Raw genomic sequence first — 21,533 nt, 5'->3', positions numbered from 1 at the left:
ATACGGGGATCGCCCGGCGTGTTGCCCGCGAACACGCACGCTCGCGGGGGTGTGGGGGGAGCCCCGGCCCTTAGATCGGGGTGAGGCCGTGCTTGCGCTGCACCCGGCTGATCTGCTTGTCCCGCAACAGCTGTAGCGACTTGCGCAGCAGCAGCCGGGTCTCGTGCGGCTCGATCACCGCATCGATGAAGCCCCGCTCCGCGGCGATCCACGGCGTGGCCATGTTCAGGTTGTACCCCTCGATGAACTCGTCGCGGATCTTCTGCACCTCCGGGGCGGTGGGATCCGGGAAGCGCTTCACCAGCAGCTGGGCCGCACCCTCGGCGCCGATCACCGCGATGCGCGCGGTCGGCCACGCGAAGTTCAGGTCCGCCGAGAGCTGCTTGGAGCCCATCACCGCGTACGCCCCGCCGTAGGACTTGCGGATCGTGATGGTCACCTTGGGCACGTCGGCCTCCACCACGGCGTTCAGGAAGCGGCCGCCGCGCTTGATGATGCCGCCCTTCTCCTGCTCGACACCCGGCATGAAACCGGGGGTGTCCACCACGAAAACCAGTGGCAGATTGTAGGAGTCGCAGAACCGGATGAACCGCGCGGCCTTGTCGGAGGCCTCGTTGTCGATCGCCCCCGACAGATGCATCGGCTGGTTCGCGACCACCCCGACGGGACGGCCGTCGACCCGCGCGAACGCGGTGATGATCGCCGGGCCCTGCTGCTGGGCCACGTCGAACACGTCGCCGTCGTCGAAGATCCGCAGCAGGATCTCGTGCATGTCGTAGGCCATGTTGTCGGCGTCCGGCACGATCGAGTCCAGCTCGAGGTCGTGCGGGGTGACCTCCGGCTCGAGGCCCGGGTTGATGGTCGGCGCGTCGTCGAAGGTGTTGGCGGGCAGGAACTGCAGGTAGTCCCGCACGTACTGGAACGCCGCGGCCTCGTCGTCGACCACCTGGTGGATGTTGCCGTAGCGGGCCTGCGCGTCGGCGCCACCGAGTTCATCGAGGCTGACGTCCTCGCCGGTGACGTCCTTGATGACGTCCGGGCCGGTGACGAACATGTAGCCCTGATCGCGGACCGCGACCACCAGGTCGGTCTGGATCGGCGAATACACCGCTCCGCCGGCGCATTTGCCCAAAATGATGGAGATCTCCGGGACCAGGCCGCGCAGCAGTTCGTGGCGCCGGCCCAGCTCGGCGTACCAGGCCAGCGAGGTCACCGCGTCCTGGATCCGGGCCCCCGCGGAATCGTTGATGCCGATGATCGGGCAGCCGACCATGGCCACCCACTCCATCAGGCGGGCGACCTTGCGGCCGAACATCTCCCCGACCGAGCCCTGGAACACCGTCTGGTCGTGGCTGAACACGCCGACCGGGCGGCCGTTGATGGTGCCGTGGCCGGTGACCACGCCGTCGCCGAAGAGCGCATCCGGGTCGCCGGGCGTCTTCGCCAGCGCGCCGATCTCCAGGAAGCTGCCGGGGTCCAGCAGCGAATGAATGCGCGCCCGCGCGCTCGGGATGCCCTTCTTGGCCCGTTTGGCGACGGCCTTCTCGCCGCCGGGCTCCTTGGCCAATTCGAGCTTGGCCCGCAGTTCGGCGAGCTTCTCGGCGGTGGTCGCCGTCGCCGGCTGGGGCACAGATTCTGCGGTCACGTCGCTGAGTTCCTTACTTGTCCTGCTGGGCCTGGATCGCGGTGATCGCCTGGCTCAGGTGTGCCCCGACCTTAGCGATATAGGGCTCGTCGATGGCCTGGATGTGCTCGCCACCAATGTGCACGACCTCCAGCTGCGGGGCGTACTCGCCCCAGCCGCCGTCGGGTGCGCGGGTGGCATACGCGGGCTCGAAGACAATCGCGTCATCGTGATAGCGGTCGGCCATGTAGAGCGTGACGTGGCCGTCGTAGGGCTGCATCTCGATGGTGTCCAGCGCCCGGTTGTCCAGGTAGGACGTGCGCTGGTGCTCGATGATGCCACCGGGGATCTGCACGCCGCTCTGGCTGACCACGTCCAGGACGAACTTGACCTGGCCCTCGTCGTCGAGCTTCTCGAGCTCCTCGTACGGGATCTCCGGCACCTCGACGTTGAAGGTGCGCTCGGCGAACCGGGCGTAGCGGTCCCAGCGGGCCCGCATCCCCTCCTGGCTCTGATCGATCGGCTCACCGGGGCGCACGCAGTCGATCAGGCCGACGAACTCCACATCGGCGCCGGCCTGCTTGAGGCCGATCGCGCACGCGTAGGCCAGCGCACCGCCCAGCGACCAGCCGGCCAGCACGAACGGGCCCTGGTGCAGTTCCAGCAGCTTGGGCACGTACTCGGCGGCGCGCTCCTCGATGGAGCCCTCGACGCGTTCGATGCCGTAGACCGGGATGTCCGCCGGCAACCGCTTCAGCAGCGGCTCGTAGACCACCGTCGACCCGCCGGCCGGGTGGAACACGAACAGCGGGACCGCGGAACTGCCCTCAGGGCCTTCGGTGGGGGCCCGCAGCGTCCGGACGAAGCCGTCGACCACGCCCTCCTCGAGTTGCTCCCGCACGACGCTGGCCAGCTCCTCGATGGTCTTGGCCGACTGCACGGCGTCGACGGGGATCTCACCCTCGGCGCGTTGGGTCAACCGCTCCGCGAGCTTGCCGGCGGTCTCGTCGTCGAGTGCGGGCAACTCGTTGAAGATGCCGCCCGGCGACTTGCCGGTGACAATCGCCCAGGTCGCGAACGTGACGCGTTCGGCCGCGTCCCGGGGCGGCACGTCGGCGCCCAGCGCCTCGGTGACGGCCTCCTGCGTGAGGACCTTGGCCGCCGCGGCGGCTGCGGTGGCCTTGGCCTTGGCGGGGCCCTCAGGGTTGGTGGGCGGGGGCGGCACTGCGTTGGTGGGCCGGGGCGGCACTGCGTTGGTGGGCGGGGGCGGGACGGCACCCGGGCCGGCCGGGTTCGTGGGCGGCGGCGGCGCGGGCACGGTCGCCGCGGTCTCGGCGGCCTTGGCGTTGAGCTCGGCCGCGTCGGCGGGCCCGGCGGACGGCTCGGTGTCCGAGCCGGTCTCCGATTTCACCTCGGCCAGGCGCTGCTCGATCTCGGCGGCCGTGCTGGCCCCGCCGAGCAGTTCGGCCTGCGCCTTGGCGACCTCTTCGGGGCTGGCGGTCTGCTGGAACTCGTGCAGCTGGGCCACCTCGTCGCGGTTCTCGATCGCGTAGATGATCAGCTGCTCGACGTTGTACAGGTTGGCGTCGCGCACCGCCTGCAGCTGGATCGGCGGCAGGTCGAAGTCGTACTCGACGCGGTTCTTGATGCGCACCGCCATCAGCGAGTCCAGGCCCAGCTCGATCAGCGGCACCTCGCGCGGCAGGTCCTCGGGCTCGTAGCCCATGGCGCCGCCGACGATCGCGGCCAACCGGTCGCCGACGCTCTCGCCCGAGTCCGGCGTCCACTTGGCAAAGCTGGCACCGAGATTGGCGCCCTGGGTCAGGTTGTCGCTGAGGATCTCGGCGTCGACGGGGTCACCGGCGAGCGGCGCGGCACCGGTCTCGCCGGCCGGCAGTGCGGTCTCGCCGGTCGGCTGTGCGACCGCGGCACCGGCGGCGGCCATGGCCGGCAGCGTGCCGGCCTGACCGGCCCGGGCCACGAGCGCGTCGTAGACCAGCGTGAAGGATTCGTCGATGCGGGCGTGCACCTGCACCGCCGCGCCACCGGGGTGGCGGGTCAGCGTGGTGACCAGCCGGGCCCCCTCGGCCGGGATGGCGCGCTGTTCGGCCGCGGTCAGCTGGGCATCCGGAAGTACCTGAATGGCAGCGGCTTTCACCAGTGCGGCCAGGCTGCCGGAGTCCATCGCAGTGCGCGGGGCGTACTCCCACACGTGCTTGCCGTCCGGCAGCGCCACGTGCGAGCCCGGCACCACGCCGGTGTTGTCGCCCGAGAAGCGCGCGTCGAGCCAGTGCGGCTTGCGCCGGAACCGGGTCGGCGGAATCTTCGCGTAGTCGTGCGCCGGGTCCAACGGCCGGTCCGACGGGACCGGGAACAGGGTCCGGAAGTCCAGGTCGTGGCCGTACACGAAGAGGTTGGCCAGCGCGGTGGTCATCGAGTCCACCTCGTCCTGCTTGCGGGCCAGCGTCGGAATCAGTTGCGCGTCATGCAGTCCCGCGGCCGCGGTGGTCAACCCGACCTGCATCAGCGCGACCGGGTTCGGCGCCAACTCCAGGAACGTGGTGTGCCCGTTGTCGACGGCGTTGCGCACCCCGTGCGTGAAGTAGACGCTGTGGCGCAGGCCCTTCTTCCAGTACTCGACGTCGTGGATCGGCTCGGAGCCGGCGCGGATCAGCTGGCCCTCGTGCACGGTCGAGAAGTAGGCGGTCTGCAGCGGGCGGGCCTCGATGCCCTGCAGTTCGGCGGCCAACTCGCCGAGCAGCGGGTCCATCTGCTGGGTGTGGCTGGCGCCCTTGGTCTGGAACTTGCGCGCGAACTTGCCCTCGGATTCCGCGCGGGCGATGATCGCGTCGACCTGCTCGGGCGGGCCGCCGATGACGGTCTGGGTCGGGGCGGCGTACACGCAAACCTCGAGATCCGGATAGTCGGAGAACACGGTTTTGATCTCGTCGGCGGAGTACTCGACGAGTGCCATCAGGCGGATGTACTCGCCGAACAGCATCGCCTCGCCCTCACCCATCAGGTGCGAGCGCGAGCAGATGGTGCGGGTGGCGTCGGCCAGCGTCAGGCCGCCGGAGAAGTAGGCCGCGGCCGCCTCGCCCAGCGACTGTCCCACCAGCGCAGTGGGTTTGGCGCCGTGGTGCTTGAGCAGCTCGCCGAGGGCCACCTGGATGGCGAAGATGACCACCTGGGTGGTCTCGATGCCGTAGTCCTGTGAGTCGTCGAGGATCAACTCGACGATCGAGTAGCCCAGCTCGTCCTGCACCAGGGCGTCGACCGTGTTGATCCAGTCGGCGAAGACGTCGTTGCGCAGGTAGAGGCTCTTGCCCATCTTGCGGTGCTGCGCACCGAAGCCGGCCAGCACCCACACCGGTCCGTTGCTCACCGGGCCGTCGGCCGCGAGCACCAGTGGGCTCTGCTTGCCCTCGGCGAGTGCGCGCAGACCCTTGACCGCCTCGTCATGGTCGTGGGCCAGGATCACCGCGCGGGAGCGGCCGTGGTTGCGCCGCGACAGGGACCGGCCGATGGACTCCAGCGAGGCCGCGCGGCCTTCCGCGCTGTCGATCCAGTCCGCCAGCTCCGCGGCCGCCGCCCGCTTGCGCGAGGTCAGGAACGCCGATACCGCCAGCGGCACAATCGGTTTGACCGGCTCCTCGGCCTGCTGGTCCGCCAGTTCCGCGCGGGCCACCTCGAGCAGGCGCTTGGCCTCGTCGGTGAGTTCCGGCAGGTCGTGGTCCTGCTCCTCGGCGTGGCCGAAGAATTCGGCGTCGCCCTGCGCGGAGTCGTCCTCGTCGATGAACTCGCCGTACTCGTCCATCCGGACGCCGCCGACGTAGACCGCGTTCGCGTCGTCGTTGTCGACGTGGTCGGGCGCGGTTTCCGGCTCGGGTTCGGGTTCCACCAGGTCCGAGGGCAGCACCTCGCGCACCACCACGTGGGCGTTGGCACCGCCGAAGCCGAAGCCGGACACCCCGGCGATCTTGTGTCCGCTGTAGCGCGGCCACTCGGTGACGGTGTCGGCGACCTTGAGCCGCTCGTTCTCGAAGTCGATGTACGGGTTGGGGCCCGCGTAGTTGATCGAGGGCGGGATCTTGTCGTGATAGATCGCCAGCGTCACCTTCGCCATGCTGGCCGCGCCGGCGGCCGACTCCAGGTGGCCCACATTGGATTTCACCGCGCCCAGCAGCGCCGGCCGGTCGGCGGGACGGCCCCGTCCCACGACGCGCCCCAGCGCGCCGGCCTCGATCGGGTCACCCAGGATGGTGCCGGTGCCGTGCGCCTCGATGTAGTCGACGGTGCGCGGGTCGATGCCGGCGTCCTTGTAGGCCTTGCGCAGCACCTCGGCCTGGGCGTCCGGGTTCGGCGCCAGCAGGCCGTTGGACCGGCCGTCGTGATTGACTGCGCTGCCCGCGATGACGGCCAGGATCTCGTCGCCGTCGCGGCGCGCGTCGGCGACCCGCTTGAGCACCAGCATGCCCGCGCCCTCGGACCGGGCGTAGCCGTCGGCGTCGGCGGAGAACGACTTGATCCGGCCGTCCGGCGCCAACACGCCGCCGACCTCGTCGAAACCGATCGTCACGATCGGGGTGATCATCGCGTTGACGCCGCCGGCCACCACCACGTCGGCTTCCTTGGCGCGCAACGCCTTCACGCCCTCATGGATGGCGACCAACGAGCTCGAGCAGGCGGTGTCGATGGTCATCGACGGGCCGCGGAAGTCGTAGAAGTAGGACACCCGGTTGGCGGTGATCGAGCTTGCGTTGCCGGTGATGGCGTACGGGTGCGCGGTGGTCGGATCGGCGACCGCGAGGAACATGTAGTCGTTGTTGGAGCTGCCGACGAACACCCCGACGGGTGCGCCGCGCAGACTCGAGGCCGGAATCCGGGCGTGCTCCAGGGCTTCCCAGGTCAGTTCCAGCGCCAGGCGCTGCTGCGGATCGATGTTGTCGGCTTCCATCTTCGACAGCGCGAAGAACTCGGCGTCGAAGCCCTTGATGTCGGTCAGGTAACCGCCGCGGGTCCGCGCCCGGGCGACGCGCTCGGCGATGCGCGGCTCGGTGAGGAACTCCTCCCACCGGCCCTCGGGCAGGTCGGTGATGGCGTCGCGGCCTTCCAGCAGCGCGGTCCACAACTCGTCGGGACTGTTCAGGTCGCCGGGCAGCCGGGTCGCCACCCCGACGATCGCGATGTCGGCGGTCTCCGGGTCGATCTCGGCGGGGCGCGACCAGTCCTCGTCGGCGCCGTCGCCGCCTTCTTGTTCGGGCTCGCCCTCGACGATCACCTGGGCCAGCGCCTCGATGGTCGGGTGCCGGAAGGCCACCGTCGCGGTCAGGGTGGTGCCGGTCAGGTCCTCGATGTCGGAGGCCATCGCGACCGCGTCGCGGGAGGACAGGCCGAGTTCGACCATCGGGGCCGATTCGTTGATCGAGTCGGCGGGCTGCGCGGTGGCGTTGGCCACCCAGTTGCGCAGCCAGGCTCGCATCTCGGGGACCGTCAGGTCCGAGCGCGCCGGGACCACCTCGCCGTTGGGCGTGGCGACCTCGCCGTCGGGAGTGGAGTTGTCGCGATTCGAGTCGTCGGGATTCGCGTTGTCTTCAGACATCGAAGGCCTCACATCTTCTTTCGGCGGAGAGTCTCCCCGGCGGATGCGTCCCAGCTCGGTTCGGTCTCTGGTTCGCCTCGGTTGTTAATCCGTCTGGTCGGGGAAGGCGTTGGCCACCTTGCCGGACCGCAGGGTGCCGTCCAGGTAGGCGGACCGGCACGCCCGGCGGCCGATCTTGCCGCTGGAGGTGCGCGGAATGGCGCCCGCGGGGGTCAGCAGCACGTCGCGCACCGTGACGCCGTGCCGCACCGCGATGGCGGCCCGGATGTCGTCGGTGACCGGAGCCATGTCCAGCTTGTGCGCGCCGGGAGCGCGTTCGGCGACGATCACCAGTTGTTCGGAGGTGTCGTCGGGGTCGCGCTTGAGTCCGGAGTGCGCGTTCTCGAAGACCTCGTCGGGCAGCTGGTTGGCCGGCACCGAGAAGGCCGCGACGTAGCCGGTGCGCAGGGCCTTGCTGGCCTCCTGCGCCGAGTACTCCAGGTCCTGCGGGTAGTGATTGCGGCCGTCGATGATCACCAGATCCTTGACGCGGCCGGTGATGTAGAGCTCGCCGTCGTGGTAGGCGCCGTAGTCGCCGGTGCGCACCCAGGTGGCGTCGTCGGCGGCGCCTTCGGCGTGCGACGGCTCGGTCCGGGACTTGAGGATGTTCTGGAAGACCTCGCGGGTCTCCTCTTCCTTGCCCCAGTACCCGGTGCCCATGTTCTGGCCGCTGATCCAGATCTCACCGATCTGCCCGTCGGGCAGTTCGGTGGCGGTTTCGGGATCGACGATGGTCGCCCATTGGGCGACGCCGACCTTGCCGGCACCGGCCTGCGCGACGGCCTTCGGCGAATCGTCGGGTACCTGCACGAAGCGGTGGTTGTTCAGCTCGTCGCGATCCACCGAGATGATCGTCGGGTGCGCGTTGAGCGGGGTGGTCGAGACGAACAGCGTCGCCTCGGCCAGGCCGTAGGACGGCTTGATGGCCTGCGGGTGGAACCCGTACGGGCCGAACGCCTCGTTGAAGCGGCGGACCGTGGCCGCCGAGATGGGCTCGCTGCCGTTGAGGATGGACTTGATGTTGGACAGGTCCAGCGGCGGCTCACCCTCCTTGGGCACGCCGCGCGCGGCCGCGTGATCGAAGGCGAAGTTCGGCGCCGGCGAGATGACGCCGCCGGTGTCGTCGGGCTTGCGGGCCATCTCGCGGATCCAGCGGCCGGGCCGGCGCACAAACGCCGCGGGCGTCATGAACGTCACGTTGTGCCCGATCATCGGCGCGATCAACGCGGTGATCAGGCCCATGTCGTGGAAGAACGGGAGCCAGGTGACACCGCGGTCGCCCTCCTCGCCCTCCAGCGCCTCGATCACCTGCACGACGTTGGTGGCCAGGTTGAGGTGGGTGATCTGGACGCCGGTCGGGATCCGGGTGGAGCCCGAGGTGTACTGCAGGTAGGCGATCGTGGTCTCGTCGACGTCCTCGAACGGGATCCAGGTCGCGGCGACCTCGTTGGGCACGGCGTCCACGGCGATCACGCGGGGACGTTCCTTGGCCGGCCGGCTGCGGAAGAACTTGCGCACTCCCTCGGCGGCCTCAGTGGTGGTGAGGATGGCCGACGGCTGGCAGTCGTCGATCACGGCGTGCAACCGTCCGACGTGGCCGGGTTCCGACGGGTCGAACAGCGGGACGGCGATGCGGCCGGCGTACAGCGCGCCGAAGAACGCCACCAGGTAGTCGAGGTTCTGCGGGCACAGGATGGCGACCCGGTCCCCGGGCTCGGTGACCTGCTGCAGCCGGGCGCCGACGGCGCGGTTGCGGGCGGAGAAGTCGGCCCAGTTCAGATCGCGCGGCACGCCGTCACGTTCGGTGGAAAAGTCCAGGAAGCGATACGCCAGCTTGTCGCCGCGCACCTTGGCCCACTTCTCGACGTGCTTGACGATGCTGGCGTTATCGGGAAAGACGATCCGCCCGTTCTTGATGAATGGGTTGTGGAACGGCATGCATCTCTCCTGTCGAAACTGCTATGGGTCAGCCGAGGCCGTCATCTGAGGTGACGCATCGACCAGCGTGGCCGACCCGCGCGACGCGACCCCGAACCTCACAGATCGTACAGACGCCGTGAGGCTTGCCGGCCCGCAGGTCTTAGTCTGCTCTTAATGTTACGGGCCGGTAGGGGGGATGCCAAATTTCCCCACCCCTCGTGATCCGGTTGTGACAGCCGGGCGCAACCCCCGCTAACCGTGTTTGGGGTGCGGGGCATTCTCGATCAGCCCGCGCGCCCAGTTCAGCGTCCATTCGGTGGCGGGCTGGCCGTCCACGCTCCAGAACTGCGGAGTGGCGTACATCGCATGCACGGGCTGACCCGCGCCGCCGGCCAGGGTCTCCAGCGTCCGCGGCAGGTTGGTGATGCTGAAGGCGCCGTCGGGAGCAGCGCAGATCAGGTCACCGGCCGCGCAGATCTGGTTGGTGCGATCGTTGAGCGCACCGAAGCCGCCGGGCCGCGGACCGGTCATCGCCAGTCCCAGCGTGGAGAGCATCGGGATCTCGTGCAGCGTGATCTCGGCGCCGTGCCCCGGGGCGTTGGGGCCGACGTCCTTGCCGACGTTGATCTCGCGGCGACCGTCGGCGATCAGCGTCACCCCGAGCACCAGATCCTCGTCGACGGGCCCGCGGGCGTTGCCGATGTCGCTGGCGATGTCGCCGGCGATCACCGCGCCCTGCGAGAAACCGATCAGCACATAGCTTGTCAGCGGGCACTTCTCGTTCATGTCAGTCAACGCCTTGACGGCGGCCCGGGTGCCCTCGGCGCGGCTGTCGTTGTACGACATCTGCCCGTCGTTGGAGAACGGATTATGGAACTGCGCGGTGTAGGGCACCGTGAATACCTGGACCCGGTCGGCGCCGAACTGCTCCTGCAGCGGACGGCTCACCTGGAGCATCAACGAGATCGGGAACTGCGTCGGGTTCAACGGGTCGTCGGTGCGGGAGGACTCCCAGGTGCCGGGGATCACCAGCGCCTGCACGTCCGGGCAACTGGCGTCCTGGAACTCCGGCCGCGGTTTGCGTTCGGGCGAGACCGAGGTGGGCGGCACCGCCGACGGCGGCACGGCGGTGGGCGGGGCCTCGGGGCGCCGCACGATGACCACCACGATGGTCACGATCAGGGCGATGACGACGGCGACGGCCGCGGCCGCGATGAGTCCGAGGATGCGGTGCCGACGACGTCGCGCGGCCTTCGTTGTGCGAGCCATCTTCTCCTGCTAGCAGAGTCGGTCGGTTGCGATACGCATGTAGGCAGAAGTCACGGCGTCGACCTGATTGGCCATCGCCGCGGCCGCAACATCGGGTTGCGCATCGCGCAGGTCGCCGCGGATCAGCGGCAGTACGAAATCGCGTACCGCCTGATCGCTTTGGCCCGCTCCATGTGCCTGACAAATGTAGGAGCCTATCGACAGCGCCATCAGATCACTCGACGGGTTGACGCCCGCCTTGGCCAGCGCCTCGAGGTACTCCCGTTGCTCGACGGTGGTCGCGAGGTTGCTGGGCGGGGAGGCGGCGGCCACGCCGGGCTCCTGCGGTGCCACCGAGGACGTCATCACGGTCTCCCCGGGTGAGCAAGCACACACCGTGACCGCGGTGGTGGCGGCCACCAACAACGACGACGCCGTCATCCACGGCGCACGTCCTGGTAGTAACCACCTGGTCGGCTGCAACACGACTCCACGGTACCGGCTCGGCGAACCTGCTCTGCCACAAGAACGCCCGGTACCCCGGTGGGTCGGCCGGCTAACTGCTAGCCGATTGCCGCGGCGATGTCGCCCGACATCGCGCCGAGCTGCGGAGCCCAGGATCCCCAGCCGTGGTCACCGCTGGTCGGGAAATCGAAGTGCCCGTTGGAGCCGCCGTTGGAGCGGTACTGCGAGTAGAACGAACGGTTGCTGCCCTGGGCCTGGTCGGCGTAGCCGATCATGGCCGCGGGATCGCTGGCCGTCAGCGTCTGGGGTGAGAAGACCCACAGCCGGGTGTTGTTGTCGACCAGCAGCTGCGAATGCACGGTGGGGTCGTGCCACTTCCACCGGCCGAGCTGCGCGGGTCCCCACATCCGGTTGGCGTCGGCACCGCCGAAGCGCATCATCCCGGCCTGGATGGCGCCGTTGAGGAACGTGTTCGACGGGTTCATGAACCCGGACATCGAGCCCGCGTAGCGGAACCGGTTCGGGTAGAACGCGGCCAGCGTCACCGCGGCGGTGCCGCCCTGGGCCGCGCCGACGATGCCGTGTCCGGTGGGCGAGAGTCCCTTGTTGGCCGCCAGCCAGTCCGGCAGCTCGGTGCTCAGGAACGTCTCCCACTGCTTGCTGCCGTCCTGCTCCCAGTTGGTGTACAGGCTGAAGGCGCCGCCCGCGGGCGCGGCGACCGAGACGCCCTTGCCGGCGAGGGTGTTCATCGCGTTTCCGGCGGTGACCCAGTTCGAGACGTCGGGAGCGGCGTTGAAGGCATCCAGCAGGAACACCGCGTGCGGGCCGCCGGCCTGAAACGCCACCGGGATGTCGCGGCCCATCGCCGCCGAGGGCACCTGCAGGTACTCGACGGTGTCGGCCTGGGCGGCCGGGGCGGCCTGAACCGCTCCGACACCCCATAGCGCCACGCCGAGGACCGCCGCACACAACACCCGCGTCACCGCTGCCAACATTGTCGTACCCACCTTTGTGCCATCCTCGCCGGTTGTCATGACAGCCCCGTCCGCAACGTAGTGAACCACATCACCAGACACCGGGTGTTTGGGTCCGCCCAATCGCGGTGCCGCGGCACGCAAAACGGCGGCGGACCTCGAGGGTCCACCGCCGTTTGGCGTCAAGTACTTGTCAGCCGCCCGTGCCGACCGGCTCAGCGGTAACCGCCTCGCCTTCGGCCGCCGCGGCAGCCGCCAGGGCAGCCGGGTCCTGCGGAACCGCACCCAGCACCCGCTGGATGTCCGGCTTCATCGACTGCAGCTGCTGTCCCCAGTAGGGCCAGTCATGCGTTCCGCCTGCCGGGAAGTTGAACACACCGTTGGTGCCGCCGGCAGCAACGTATTCGTCCTTGAACGTCTTGTTGGTGCGCAGCGTCAAGCTCTCCAGGAACTTCGCAGGCAAGTTGTCGCCCGCGACGCTGCCGTCGACCTCGGCAGGCTTGCCGTCACCGCAGTAGATCCAGACCCGGGTGTTGTTCGCCACCAGGCGGTCCATGTTCACCATCGGGTCGTTGCGCTTCCAGGCACTGTTGGGGTCTTCGGTCTTACCCCACATGTCGTTGGCCTTGTAGCCACCCGCGTCACCCATCGAGACGTTGATGAGGAACGGCCACCAGCCCTCGGACGGGTTCAGGTAGCCCGACAGCGAGGCGGCGTACTGGAACTGGTTGGGGTGCCAGATCGCCAGGTTCAGTGCGGCCGAACCGGCCATCGACAGACCGACCGCCGCGGTGCGGCTGCCATCGACGCCCCTGCTGGCCAGGTACGTCGGCAGCTCCTGGGTCAGGAAGGTCTCCCACTTGTAGGTCTTGGTCGGCCCCTTGTTGGTGGCCGGCTTGTACCAGTCGGCGTAGAAGCTGGACTGGCCGCCGACAGGCATGACCACCGACAGCCCCGAGCCGTGGAACCACTCGAACGCCGGGGTATTGATGTCCCAGCCGTTGAAGTCCTCCTGCGCACGCAGACCGTCAAGCAGGTACACGGCCGGGGAGTTCTCGCCGCCGCTCTGGAACTGCACCTTGATATCCGTGCCCATTCCGGCAGACGGAACCATCAGGTATTCCACTGGCAGACCCGGGCGGGAAAACGCCCCAGCGGTCGCGGTGCTGCCGGCGACGCCGATCAGACCGGGCAGCAGGGCCGCGGCAGCGGCTCCGGCTGCGAGGCGGCGCCCCCATGCACCGCGCATCTTCTCGACAAAACTCATAGAACTACCCATCCCATCTCTTTCATATGCCGCACGTATTCAGCGTCACTGACAATCCCGTCGCGGCACTGGGCCGCCGACAACTATGTCCACGCGCTCGTGTAGTCAACCACAAAATCGCCGTCCGACCCTTGTCGGCGGAACCTCGACTAACCATTGAGCGTCGCGATCAGATCAGGCTTCATGGCCTGCAACTGTTGGCCCCAGTAGGCCCAGGAGTGATTGCCGGCGGGCGGGAAGTCGAAGGTGGCATTGTTGCCGCCGGCAGCCAGGTATTTCTCTTGGAACACTTTGTTACTCCCGATCGCCAGGGTCTCCAAACTGGTCGCGCTCAGCGCCTGGTTCGGGTCCCCGTTCGCATCGAGTTCGGTGGAACCGCCTGGGGCGCAATAGATCCAGAGGCGGGTCCCGTTGTTGACGATGGTCTGCACCTGCACCACCGGGTCGTTGCGTTTCCACGCCCGATCCCACGGCGGGCCCCACATGTTGTCGACGTTGTAACCACCGGCGTCGAGCATCGCCACCCGGATGGCCTGTTTCATGAACGGCGTCGACGGGTTCAGGAAGCCCGACAGCGAGGCCGCATACCGGAACTGCCCCGGATAGTAGGCCGACAGGATCAGGGCCGCGCCGCCGGACATGGACAGCCCGACGACGGCGTTACCGCCGGTCGACACCGACTTGTTGGCCGCGAGATAGGCCGGCAGTTCGCTGGTGAGGAACGTCTCCCACTTATAGGTATAGGACTGGTTGTTGAAGTTCGACGGCGAGTACCAGTCGCTGTAGAAGCTGGACTGCCCGCCGACCGGCATCACCGTGGCGACACCGGAGTCGTGGAACCACTCGAATGCCGCGGTGTTGATGTCCCAACCGCTGTAGTCGTCCTGGGCGCGCAGGCCGTCGAGCAGATAGACCGCGTGCGGGCCGCCGCCCTGGAACTGCACTTGGATGTCGCGGCCCATCGCCGGCGAGTACACCGAGAGGTACTCCACGGGCAGGCCCTCGCGGGAGAAGGCGTTGGCTGCGGGCGCACCGCCCACCAGCAGCGATAGCGCGGGCAACAGCAAGACCGCAGCCAGCAGGGCGCTCAGGCGGGGGGCCGCCGCCGGCGCCCGTCGCGGGTTCGTCCTCAACGTGGCGATCCGTCCGTTCGTTCGTGGCTCGATTCGTGTTCAGGGCACGACGCGGCCGGTGCGCGGGTACGCACCCGGAGTGGGTATCGCTGCGGGGGCGCCACAGCGTTACCGTCGCCGTCCACCGGTTCCTACGGGCCGGTGGCCGGCAGCCCGGTGTAGGGGGCTTCGGGCAGCTCGGGCGCCTCCAGACCGCAGCGTTGCAACTCATACAGCGGCACCCGGTCGATGCGGTATTTGGTGTAGTCGTAGGCGCGCAGCACGTTGGACAGGAACTTGCGCGGTCCCATCGGTTCGCGGATCGACTTCAGCATCATCTCGGTCGCCGGGCACTCCAGCGCGGCCTCGGCCTGCCGCACCCAGCCCTCGTCGAGGTAGGCCGGGATGTAGGGCGGCTCCTTGAGGAAGGGCCCCTCGGCCACCGCCCAGTCCGGGAACAGGTTCTTGTCGTGGCCGATCCGGCCGTCCTCGAGGCGGTCGGAGTGCATGGCCAACGGGTTGGCCAGCCCGATCTGGTCCAGCACCCGGACGTCGAGTCCGACGTTCATCCCGAGCATGCCGAGGTTGGTGAAAAATACGGTGTGCGGCACGGTTTCGGGGTTGCGCGGCGCCTCGCCCGGCAGCGGCGGGGGCAGCGGGGGCGGGAAGGCCGGCACCACGTCCCACTGGTCGTAATTGCCCGACGGCAGCAACAGAGCCCCGTCGGGGGTGTTGTTCAGCGCCGCGAGCACCGCGCGCATCCGCGGATAGTCCAGATAGTCGGCGGCGGTCAGCGGGTGCGCGTGCCCGGTGGCCTGCGAGTAGAACCGGCGCTCGTCGACGATCCCGGAATAGGTGACCCGGGTGGCGTCGGCGCCCATGCCGGGTGAATTCGCGGCCCACAGCGCCCACGCGACCACCGCGCCCCACAGCACCGTCATGGCCCCGGCCAGCAAATAGCCTGCCTCCCTGGAGAATCGGGTGCCGTCGGGCTTGATGATCGGTATCACCGCCACCGGCGCCAGCATGCAGAACAGCGGGGTCAGCAACACCCGGCCGTGCATGAAGTCGCCGCCCTGCCGGATCCAGTAGACCGCCTGGATGAACCCGCTCAGGACGAAGAACGCCACCACCGCCGGCGGGCTCCGCAGCGTGCGCACCAGTCGGCTGCGCTCACCGGACACCTCGTGGTGGATCCACCAGGGCCGGGTGTGGGTGGACACCAGCAGCAGGCCCAACGCGATCAGCAGAACCGCCGGAATCCACAACAGGTAGGGATTGTTGAAGTTGGCCAGGTACAGGAAGCCCTGCTCCCAGCGAGAACCGGAGGCCTCCTTGGCCACCGCGGTGCCCGGCACCAGCAACGCGTAGTAGCCCATCCGGAAGATCTGATAGGCCACCGGCAGCAGCCCGCCGGCGACCATGATCAGCACCCGGGGTCGCCAACCGCGGGTGGTCACCAGCATCAGCACCAGCACGCCGACGCCGATCAACGCCAACTCCGGCCGCACCAGGACGCTCAGGCCCGCGACAAAGGCAAGGGCGGCAACAAATCCCGTGCCGTTCACGCTCCACCGCGCGGCCGGCCGATCACCCCCGGTGCGTAGTCCCTGCGACCAACAGACCAACATCCACCACAGCAGGCCGACATAGGCCAGCACCATGCCGTTCTCCAGACCGGAGGTCGCGAAGTCGCGGGCCGGCGGAATCGCGATGTACACCAGCACACCGGCGGGCAACAGCAGCGCGCTGCGGCCCCGCAGGCTCGGCGCGTACAACCGGGCGGCGCCCAGCATCAGCAGCACCACGCCCAGCACCGACAGCGTCAATGCCACTGCCAGCGCGACGAATTCGAGCCGCACCGGCCCGGCGACGAGGCCGCCGAGGTACATCACGTAGGTCCACAGCGTGGAGGTGTTGGCCTCCACCCGTTCCCCGGCGTTGAACACCGGACCATTGCCGACCAACAGGTTTCGGATGGTCCGCAGCACAATCAGGCCGTCGTCGGCGATCCAACGGCGCTGCCACGCGCCCCAGCCGAACAACACCGCGACCACCACGACGCTGCACCACAGGCTGATTCGCGCCGACATCGGCAGCGGGAACCGCGGTAGCAGCGGCGGCCGCCGCCTCACTGGCGGGGCCGGGTCCGGCCGCGACGGTGGCGAAGCGGGCTCGGCGGACGACGACGGCCCCTCGGTCCGCAACGGCGCCCGCCGCAGCGTCGGTGTGGCCTCAGCCGAAGACGACCGCGGCACCGACAGATCCGATCCACGCGACTGCAAGGAATTGCAGCACTCGATCTCGCAAGGCGATGTCTTCGGGTTCACCGGCGATGCCGCCGTCGATGTCGACGGCGTAGCGCAGGATCGCGATCGTGAACGGGATCATCGACACCGCGAACCAGGAGCCCGCGTTGCCGTCGCGCTCGAAGGCCCACAGTCCGTAGCAGAGCACCACCGCGGTGCCCGACAGCGTCCAGACGAAGCGCAGGTAGCTGCTGGTGTAGCTCTCCAGCGATTTCCGGATCTTGGCGCCGGTCTTCTCGGCCAACTGCAGTTCGGCGTAGCGCTTACCGGCCGCCATGAACAGCGACCCAAAGGCCATCACCAACAGGAACCATTGCGAGAGCGGGATCTGCGCGGCCGCGGCGCCGGCGATGGCACGAATCAGATACGCCGAGGACACGATGCAGATGTCGATGACGGCCTGATGCTTGAGGCCGAAGCAGTAGGCCAGCTGGATGACGAGGTAGGCGGCGATCACCAGCGCGAGGTTGGGCTCGACGAACCAGGAGACCGCGAGGGCCGCGACACCGAGGACCCCGGCCAGCGCGTAGGCCAGGCCCTCGGGGACCACCCCGGCCGCGATCGGCCGGAACCGTTTGGTCGGGTGTTGGCGGTCGGCCTCCACGTCGCGGGCGTCGTTGACCAGGTAGATGCAGGAGGCGGCCATGCAGAACACCGCGAAGGCGATCGCGACCCGGCTCAGGACAAAGCTGTAGTCGTAGGTGGCCTCGCCGCCGAGGGCGGCCAGCGGCGCGGCCAGCACCAGCAGGTTCTTGACCCACTGCCGCGGACGCAGCGCCTTGATCACACCGGCGGTCAGGTTCTTGGGCGGGCCGGCCACCTCGGGAGTCTCAGTCATCGATCTCCTCTGCTACGGCGGTCCAACCGGACCGAAACGGCCTCGGCGCCCTTGGCCACCAACGCGCCGACGACGGCGCCGGTGGCGACATCGGTGGGATAGTGCACGCCCAACACCAGGCGGGACAGCGCCATCGGGGGCACCAGCAGCGCGGGCAGCGGTAGCCCGGTCGCGCGGGCCATCAGGATGCTCGCCGCGGTGGTGGAGGTGGCGTGCGCCGACGGGAAACTGAGCCGACTCGGGGTGCCGACATGCACGGCGATCGCGGGGTGGTCGGGCCGGGTGCGGCGGACCACCCGCTTGATGACCACCGCGGCGGCATGCGCGGCGAACGCGCCGGCACCGGCGGTGACCCACTCGCGGCGGCGCTGCGGCGCGGCCAGCGCACCGATACCGGCGATGGCCAACCAGCCCAGGCTGTGCTCGCCGAAGTGCGACATCGCGCGCGCGATCGGCAGCACCGCGGGCTTGTTCGCCAGCACGGCCTGCACGGCGATCAGCGCGGATTCCTCCGCGGCGGGCGGCGGCACCTCCGCGGCCGCGGTGCCGGATCCGTCAGGCATTGCTGGTTTCCGGGCTGGATTCCAGCAGTACCGACTCCCACTTCTGCTTGCTGGTCAACGTCGGCGCGGCCTCGCGGTAGACCCGACGCATGGTGTTGTACTTGCGGGCCAGGCGGGCGTGCTGGCGCAGTGAGGCGCGCAGCAGTTCGAACATCTTGGCCCGGTCCCGCTGCCGGTAGACCACGCCGCGCCCGTCGGCGGTGGTGACGGTGACCCCGTCGACCCGGCACAGCAGGAACCAGCGCGCATCCTGGGTGGCCACGTTCAACTCGGGCCGCACGTGATGCGCCGGGTCTTCCTTCTTGAGTTGATGCATGACGCCGCGGGCCAGGCGCACCCCGATCGCGGGCAGCGACACCGGCGGCTTGTGCACCGCGCGCCGGCCCGACGGCGCCGGCAGCGACGTGGCCCCGGGCAGCGACACCGCGTCCGGGAACTGCTTGCGCATCCGGTGCACCTCCGGCAGCGCCGACTCCAGGATGGAGAAGATGTGCTCGGGGCCGGCCAGGAAGTCCTCGATGGCCCGATTCTGGATCGCCACCGTCGAATACTCAAGGCACAGAAGGTGTTTCAGCGTCGCCTTCAACGAGCTTTTGACCAGGCCCTTGGCGTCGCCGTCCCAATGCAGCGCCGAGACCACCAGCCGGTTGCGCAGATGGAAGTAGGCCTGCCAGTCGATGGCGTCGTCCTTGTCGCTCCACGCCATGTGCCAAATCGCGGTGCCGGGCATCGTCACGGTGCCGTAGCCGCGGGCCGCCGCGCGCAACCCGTACTCGGCGTCGTCCCACTTGATGAACAGCGGCAACGGCTGGCCCAGTTCCTCGGCCACCACCCGCGGGATCATGCACATCCACCAGCCGTTGTAGTCCACGTCGATGCGGCGGTGCAGCAGCTTGCTGCGGTCGGCCTCGGCGGCCAACGGGAACTTCGCGAAGTCGTGGTCGTAGTCGGTGAACGGCGCGTTGGTCCACATGAAGTTCGAGCGGTCCACCACCTCGCCCATCACATGCAGGTGCGAGGGCTCCTGCAGGTTGAGCATCTGGCCGCCGACCAGGGTCGGCGACTTGGCGAACCGGTTGAGCGCCAGGGCCCGCAGGATCGAGTCGGGCTCGATGCGGATGTCGTCGTCCATGAACAGGATCTGCTCACAGTCGGTGTTCTTCAGCGCCTCGTACATCACCCGGCTGTAACCGCCGGAACCGCCGAGGTTGGGCTGGTTGTGGATGGTGAGCCGGCCCTGCAGCGGGGCCGCGGCGTCGGCGAAGTCCGGGTGGTCGACGGCCTTCTTGTTGCCCTGATCGGACACGATCACCGCGCCGATCGCCTCGTCGACCAGCGGATCCGACGTCAGCGCCGCCAGGGCGTTGACGCAGTCCGCGGGCCGGTTGAAGGTGGGGATGCCCACGGCGATGTTCGCCCGCCCGGGCGCGGGCACCGGGGCGTACCAGCCCGCGCTGTGCACCGTGACGTCGGTGTCGGTGGTGATGTCGAACCAGATCCAGCCGCCGTCCTCGAACGGATCGAGACCGATCTCGAACTCGGTCCAGGCGGGTTCGGCGAGCGGTGTAGTTCCGCGAGCACGAGGCCCGCCGACATCGGACCCAGCGGGTTCGGCGAGCGGTGTAGTTCCGCGAGCACGAGGCCCGCCGACATCGGACCCAGCGGGTTCGGCGAGCGGTGTAGTTCCGCGAGCACGAGGCCCGCCGACATCGGACCCAGCGGGTTCGGCGAGCGGTGTAGTTCCGCGAGCACGAGGCCCGCCGACATCGGACCCAGCCGGGGTGGACGGACCGGGGCTGGTCACCGGCGCCCCGCCCACGGTGATCCGGGCACCGGTGGCCTTGGTGCGGTAGACGTCGACCCGGGCCGAGCCGGACAATTCGACCCGCAGCACCACCGACTCCAGCGTCGACCAGCGGCGCCAGTAGCTGGCCGGGAACGCGTTGAAATACGTCGCGAACGACACCTCGGAACCCTCGCCGATCTCCAGGCAGGTGCGGGTGGGGGCGTGCGCGCGCTTGGCGTTGGTGCTCGATTCCTCGATGTAGAGCTTGCGGACGTCGAGGGGTTCGCCGGGTCGGGGCAGGATGACCCGGGACAGCAGGCTGACCGCCCGGGACTCCGCTGCATCGAGCGGGCCGGAGGGGATGTCACTCATGCGGTACTGCTTTCGTCTGTCAGAGGGGCCCCGTCAACGAGGTGCGGGACAAGCGTGTTGTCGTACATGTTGAGCGCACTGGCGATGGCCATGTGCATGTCGAGGTACTGGTAGGTACCCAATCGGCCGCCGAACAGCACCTTGGCGGTGGCGGTCTCGGCCTTGGCGCGGCTCCGGTAGGCCGTCAACAACGCCCGGTCGGCGTCGGTGTTGATCGGATAGTACGGCTCGTCATCGGCGTCGGCGAAGCGCGAGAACTCCCGCATGATCACGGTCTTGTCGCTCGGATAGGACCGCTCCGGATGGAAGTGCCGGAATTCGTGGATGCGGGTGTAGGGCACGTCCGCATCGTTGTAGTTCATCACCGAGGTGCCTTGGAAGTCCCCGCAACCGTCGAGCACCTCGAGCTCGAAGTCCAGCGTGCGCCAGCCCAGCCGACCCTCGGCGTAGTCGAAGTACCGGTCCAGCGGGCCGGTGTAGACCACCGGGGCATCCGGGCTCTGCGCGCGCAGCTCGTCGCCGACCTCGAACCAGTCGGTGTCCAGGCGCACCTCGATGCGCTCGTCGGCGGCCATGTTCTCCAGCCACGCGGTGTAGCCGTCGACGGGCAGACCCTCGTAGGTGTCGTTGAAGTAGCGGTTGTTGAAGGTGTAGCGGACCGGCAACCGCGCGATGTTGGCCGCGGGCAGTTCCTTGGGATCGGTCTGCCACTGCTTGGCGGTGTAGTGCTTGACGAACGCCTCGTAGAGCGGCCGGCCGATCAGCGAGATCGCCTTTTCCTCGAGGTTCTTGGCTTCGGCGGTGTCGATCTCGGCGGCCTGCTCGGCGATCAGCGCGCGCGCCTCGTCGGGGGTGAAGTAACGGCCGAAGAACTGCGACACCAGGCCCAGGCCCATCGGGAACTGATAGGCCTGCCCGTTGTGCATCGCGAACACCCGGTGCTGGTAGTCGGTGAAGTCGGTGAACTGCCGCACGTAATCCCACACCCGCTGATTGGAGGTGTGGAACAGGTGCGCACCGTATTTGTGCACCTCGATCCCGGTCTGCGGTTCGGCCTCGGAGTAGGCGTTGCCGCCGATGTGGGGGCGGCGTTCGACCACGAGCACTCGCTTACCGAGTTGCGTGGCCACGCGCTCAGCGATCGTCAGGCCGAAAAAACCGGACCCGACGACCAATAGGTCGTAGCGACCGGAAGGAGGTGAGGTCATCGGCAGCAAGGGTATCGGACCGCAGCAACTTGGCCCGGCCCGACGCCACGGGGAACGGCCCCGAGGTCCGTTCGGCCAGCGCCGGCGGGCGCTTCGGGCACCGGGTTGGACGCTGCCGGCGTTGGCGGCCGCGACCGCGACCACAACTCTGCCGTGTCGCGATTAGCTCACGATTGCGCATCGTCACTCCAGTCACACCAGTCTCA

General features: G+C 68.7%; 13 protein-coding genes. All 13 read right to left on the bottom strand.

Translation table 11 applies throughout. The features are described 5' to 3' along the window. Positions 1 to 70 precede the first annotated feature (70 nt). A complete protein-coding gene (locus tag RCP80_RS00655; RefSeq protein ID WP_308480509.1) occupies positions 71 to 1,645 on the bottom strand; it encodes an acyl-CoA carboxylase subunit beta in 1,575 nt (524 codons plus the stop codon). 13 nt (positions 1,646 to 1,658) lie between these two features. Next, positions 1,659 to 7,106, bottom strand: coding sequence for a polyketide synthase Pks13 (gene pks13, locus RCP80_RS00650; protein ID WP_373693564.1), 5,448 nt, complete (start codon positions 7,104 to 7,106; stop codon positions 1,659 to 1,661). Between the two features lie 204 nt (positions 7,107 to 7,310). Further along, positions 7,311 to 9,203, bottom strand: a complete 1,893-nt coding sequence (gene fadD32 / locus RCP80_RS00645) for a long-chain-fatty-acid--AMP ligase FadD32 (RefSeq protein ID WP_308480507.1) — start codon at positions 9,201 to 9,203, stop codon at positions 7,311 to 7,313. Between the two features lie 234 nt (positions 9,204 to 9,437). Then, on the bottom strand, positions 9,438 to 10,454 hold the full coding sequence (gene culp6, locus RCP80_RS00640) for a carboxylesterase Culp6 (protein ID WP_308480506.1): 1,017 nt from the start codon (positions 10,452 to 10,454) through the stop codon (positions 9,438 to 9,440). Positions 10,455 to 10,463: 9 nt separating this feature from the next. Then, complete coding sequence (locus tag RCP80_RS00635) at positions 10,464 to 10,874, bottom strand: DUF732 domain-containing protein (protein ID WP_308480505.1); 411 nt, start codon at positions 10,872 to 10,874, stop codon at positions 10,464 to 10,466. A gap of 122 nt (positions 10,875 to 10,996) precedes the next feature. Beyond that, positions 10,997 to 11,893, bottom strand: a complete 897-nt coding sequence (locus RCP80_RS00630; protein WP_308480504.1) for an alpha/beta hydrolase-fold protein — start codon at positions 11,891 to 11,893, stop codon at positions 10,997 to 10,999. Between the two features lie 172 nt (positions 11,894 to 12,065). Beyond that, the gene (locus RCP80_RS00625; RefSeq protein ID WP_308480503.1) at positions 12,066 to 13,139 is read right to left on the bottom strand and encodes an esterase family protein; all 1,074 of its coding nucleotides are present in this window, start codon (positions 13,137 to 13,139) and stop codon (positions 12,066 to 12,068) included. A 149-nt stretch (positions 13,140 to 13,288) separates the two neighbouring features. Continuing rightward, positions 13,289 to 14,272, bottom strand: coding sequence for an esterase family protein (locus RCP80_RS00620; protein WP_308480502.1), 984 nt, complete (start codon positions 14,270 to 14,272; stop codon positions 13,289 to 13,291). Positions 14,273 to 14,403: 131 nt separating this feature from the next. Continuing rightward, a complete protein-coding gene (gene zomB, locus RCP80_RS00615; protein ID WP_373693426.1) occupies positions 14,404 to 16,344 on the bottom strand; it encodes a terminal beta-(1->2)-arabinofuranosyltransferase in 1,941 nt (646 codons plus the stop codon). A gap of 142 nt (positions 16,345 to 16,486) precedes the next feature. Beyond that, positions 16,487 to 17,398, bottom strand: coding sequence for a decaprenyl-phosphate phosphoribosyltransferase (locus RCP80_RS00610; protein WP_308480501.1), 912 nt, complete (start codon positions 17,396 to 17,398; stop codon positions 16,487 to 16,489). After that, positions 17,395 to 17,961, bottom strand: a complete 567-nt coding sequence (locus RCP80_RS00605; RefSeq protein WP_308480500.1) for a phosphatase PAP2 family protein — start codon at positions 17,959 to 17,961, stop codon at positions 17,395 to 17,397. The genes RCP80_RS00610 and RCP80_RS00605 overlap by 4 nt, the downstream gene beginning before the upstream one ends. Next, a complete protein-coding gene (locus RCP80_RS00600; RefSeq protein WP_373693425.1) occupies positions 17,954 to 20,119 on the bottom strand; it encodes a glycosyltransferase in 2,166 nt (721 codons plus the stop codon). Before RCP80_RS00600 ends, RCP80_RS00605 begins: the two co-directional genes overlap by 8 nt. After that, a complete protein-coding gene (glf, locus tag RCP80_RS00590; protein ID WP_308480499.1) occupies positions 20,116 to 21,327 on the bottom strand; it encodes a UDP-galactopyranose mutase in 1,212 nt (403 codons plus the stop codon). The genes RCP80_RS00600 and glf overlap by 4 nt, the downstream gene beginning before the upstream one ends. Positions 21,328 to 21,533 lie beyond the last annotated feature (206 nt).

Source organism: Mycolicibacterium sp. MU0053, assembly GCF_963378095.1.
Classification (GTDB): domain Bacteria; phylum Actinomycetota; class Actinomycetes; order Mycobacteriales; family Mycobacteriaceae; genus Mycobacterium; species Mycobacterium burgundiense.
The sequence above is the reverse complement of the archived record's forward strand: the minus strand, read 5'-3'. Positions and strand labels throughout refer to the sequence as shown.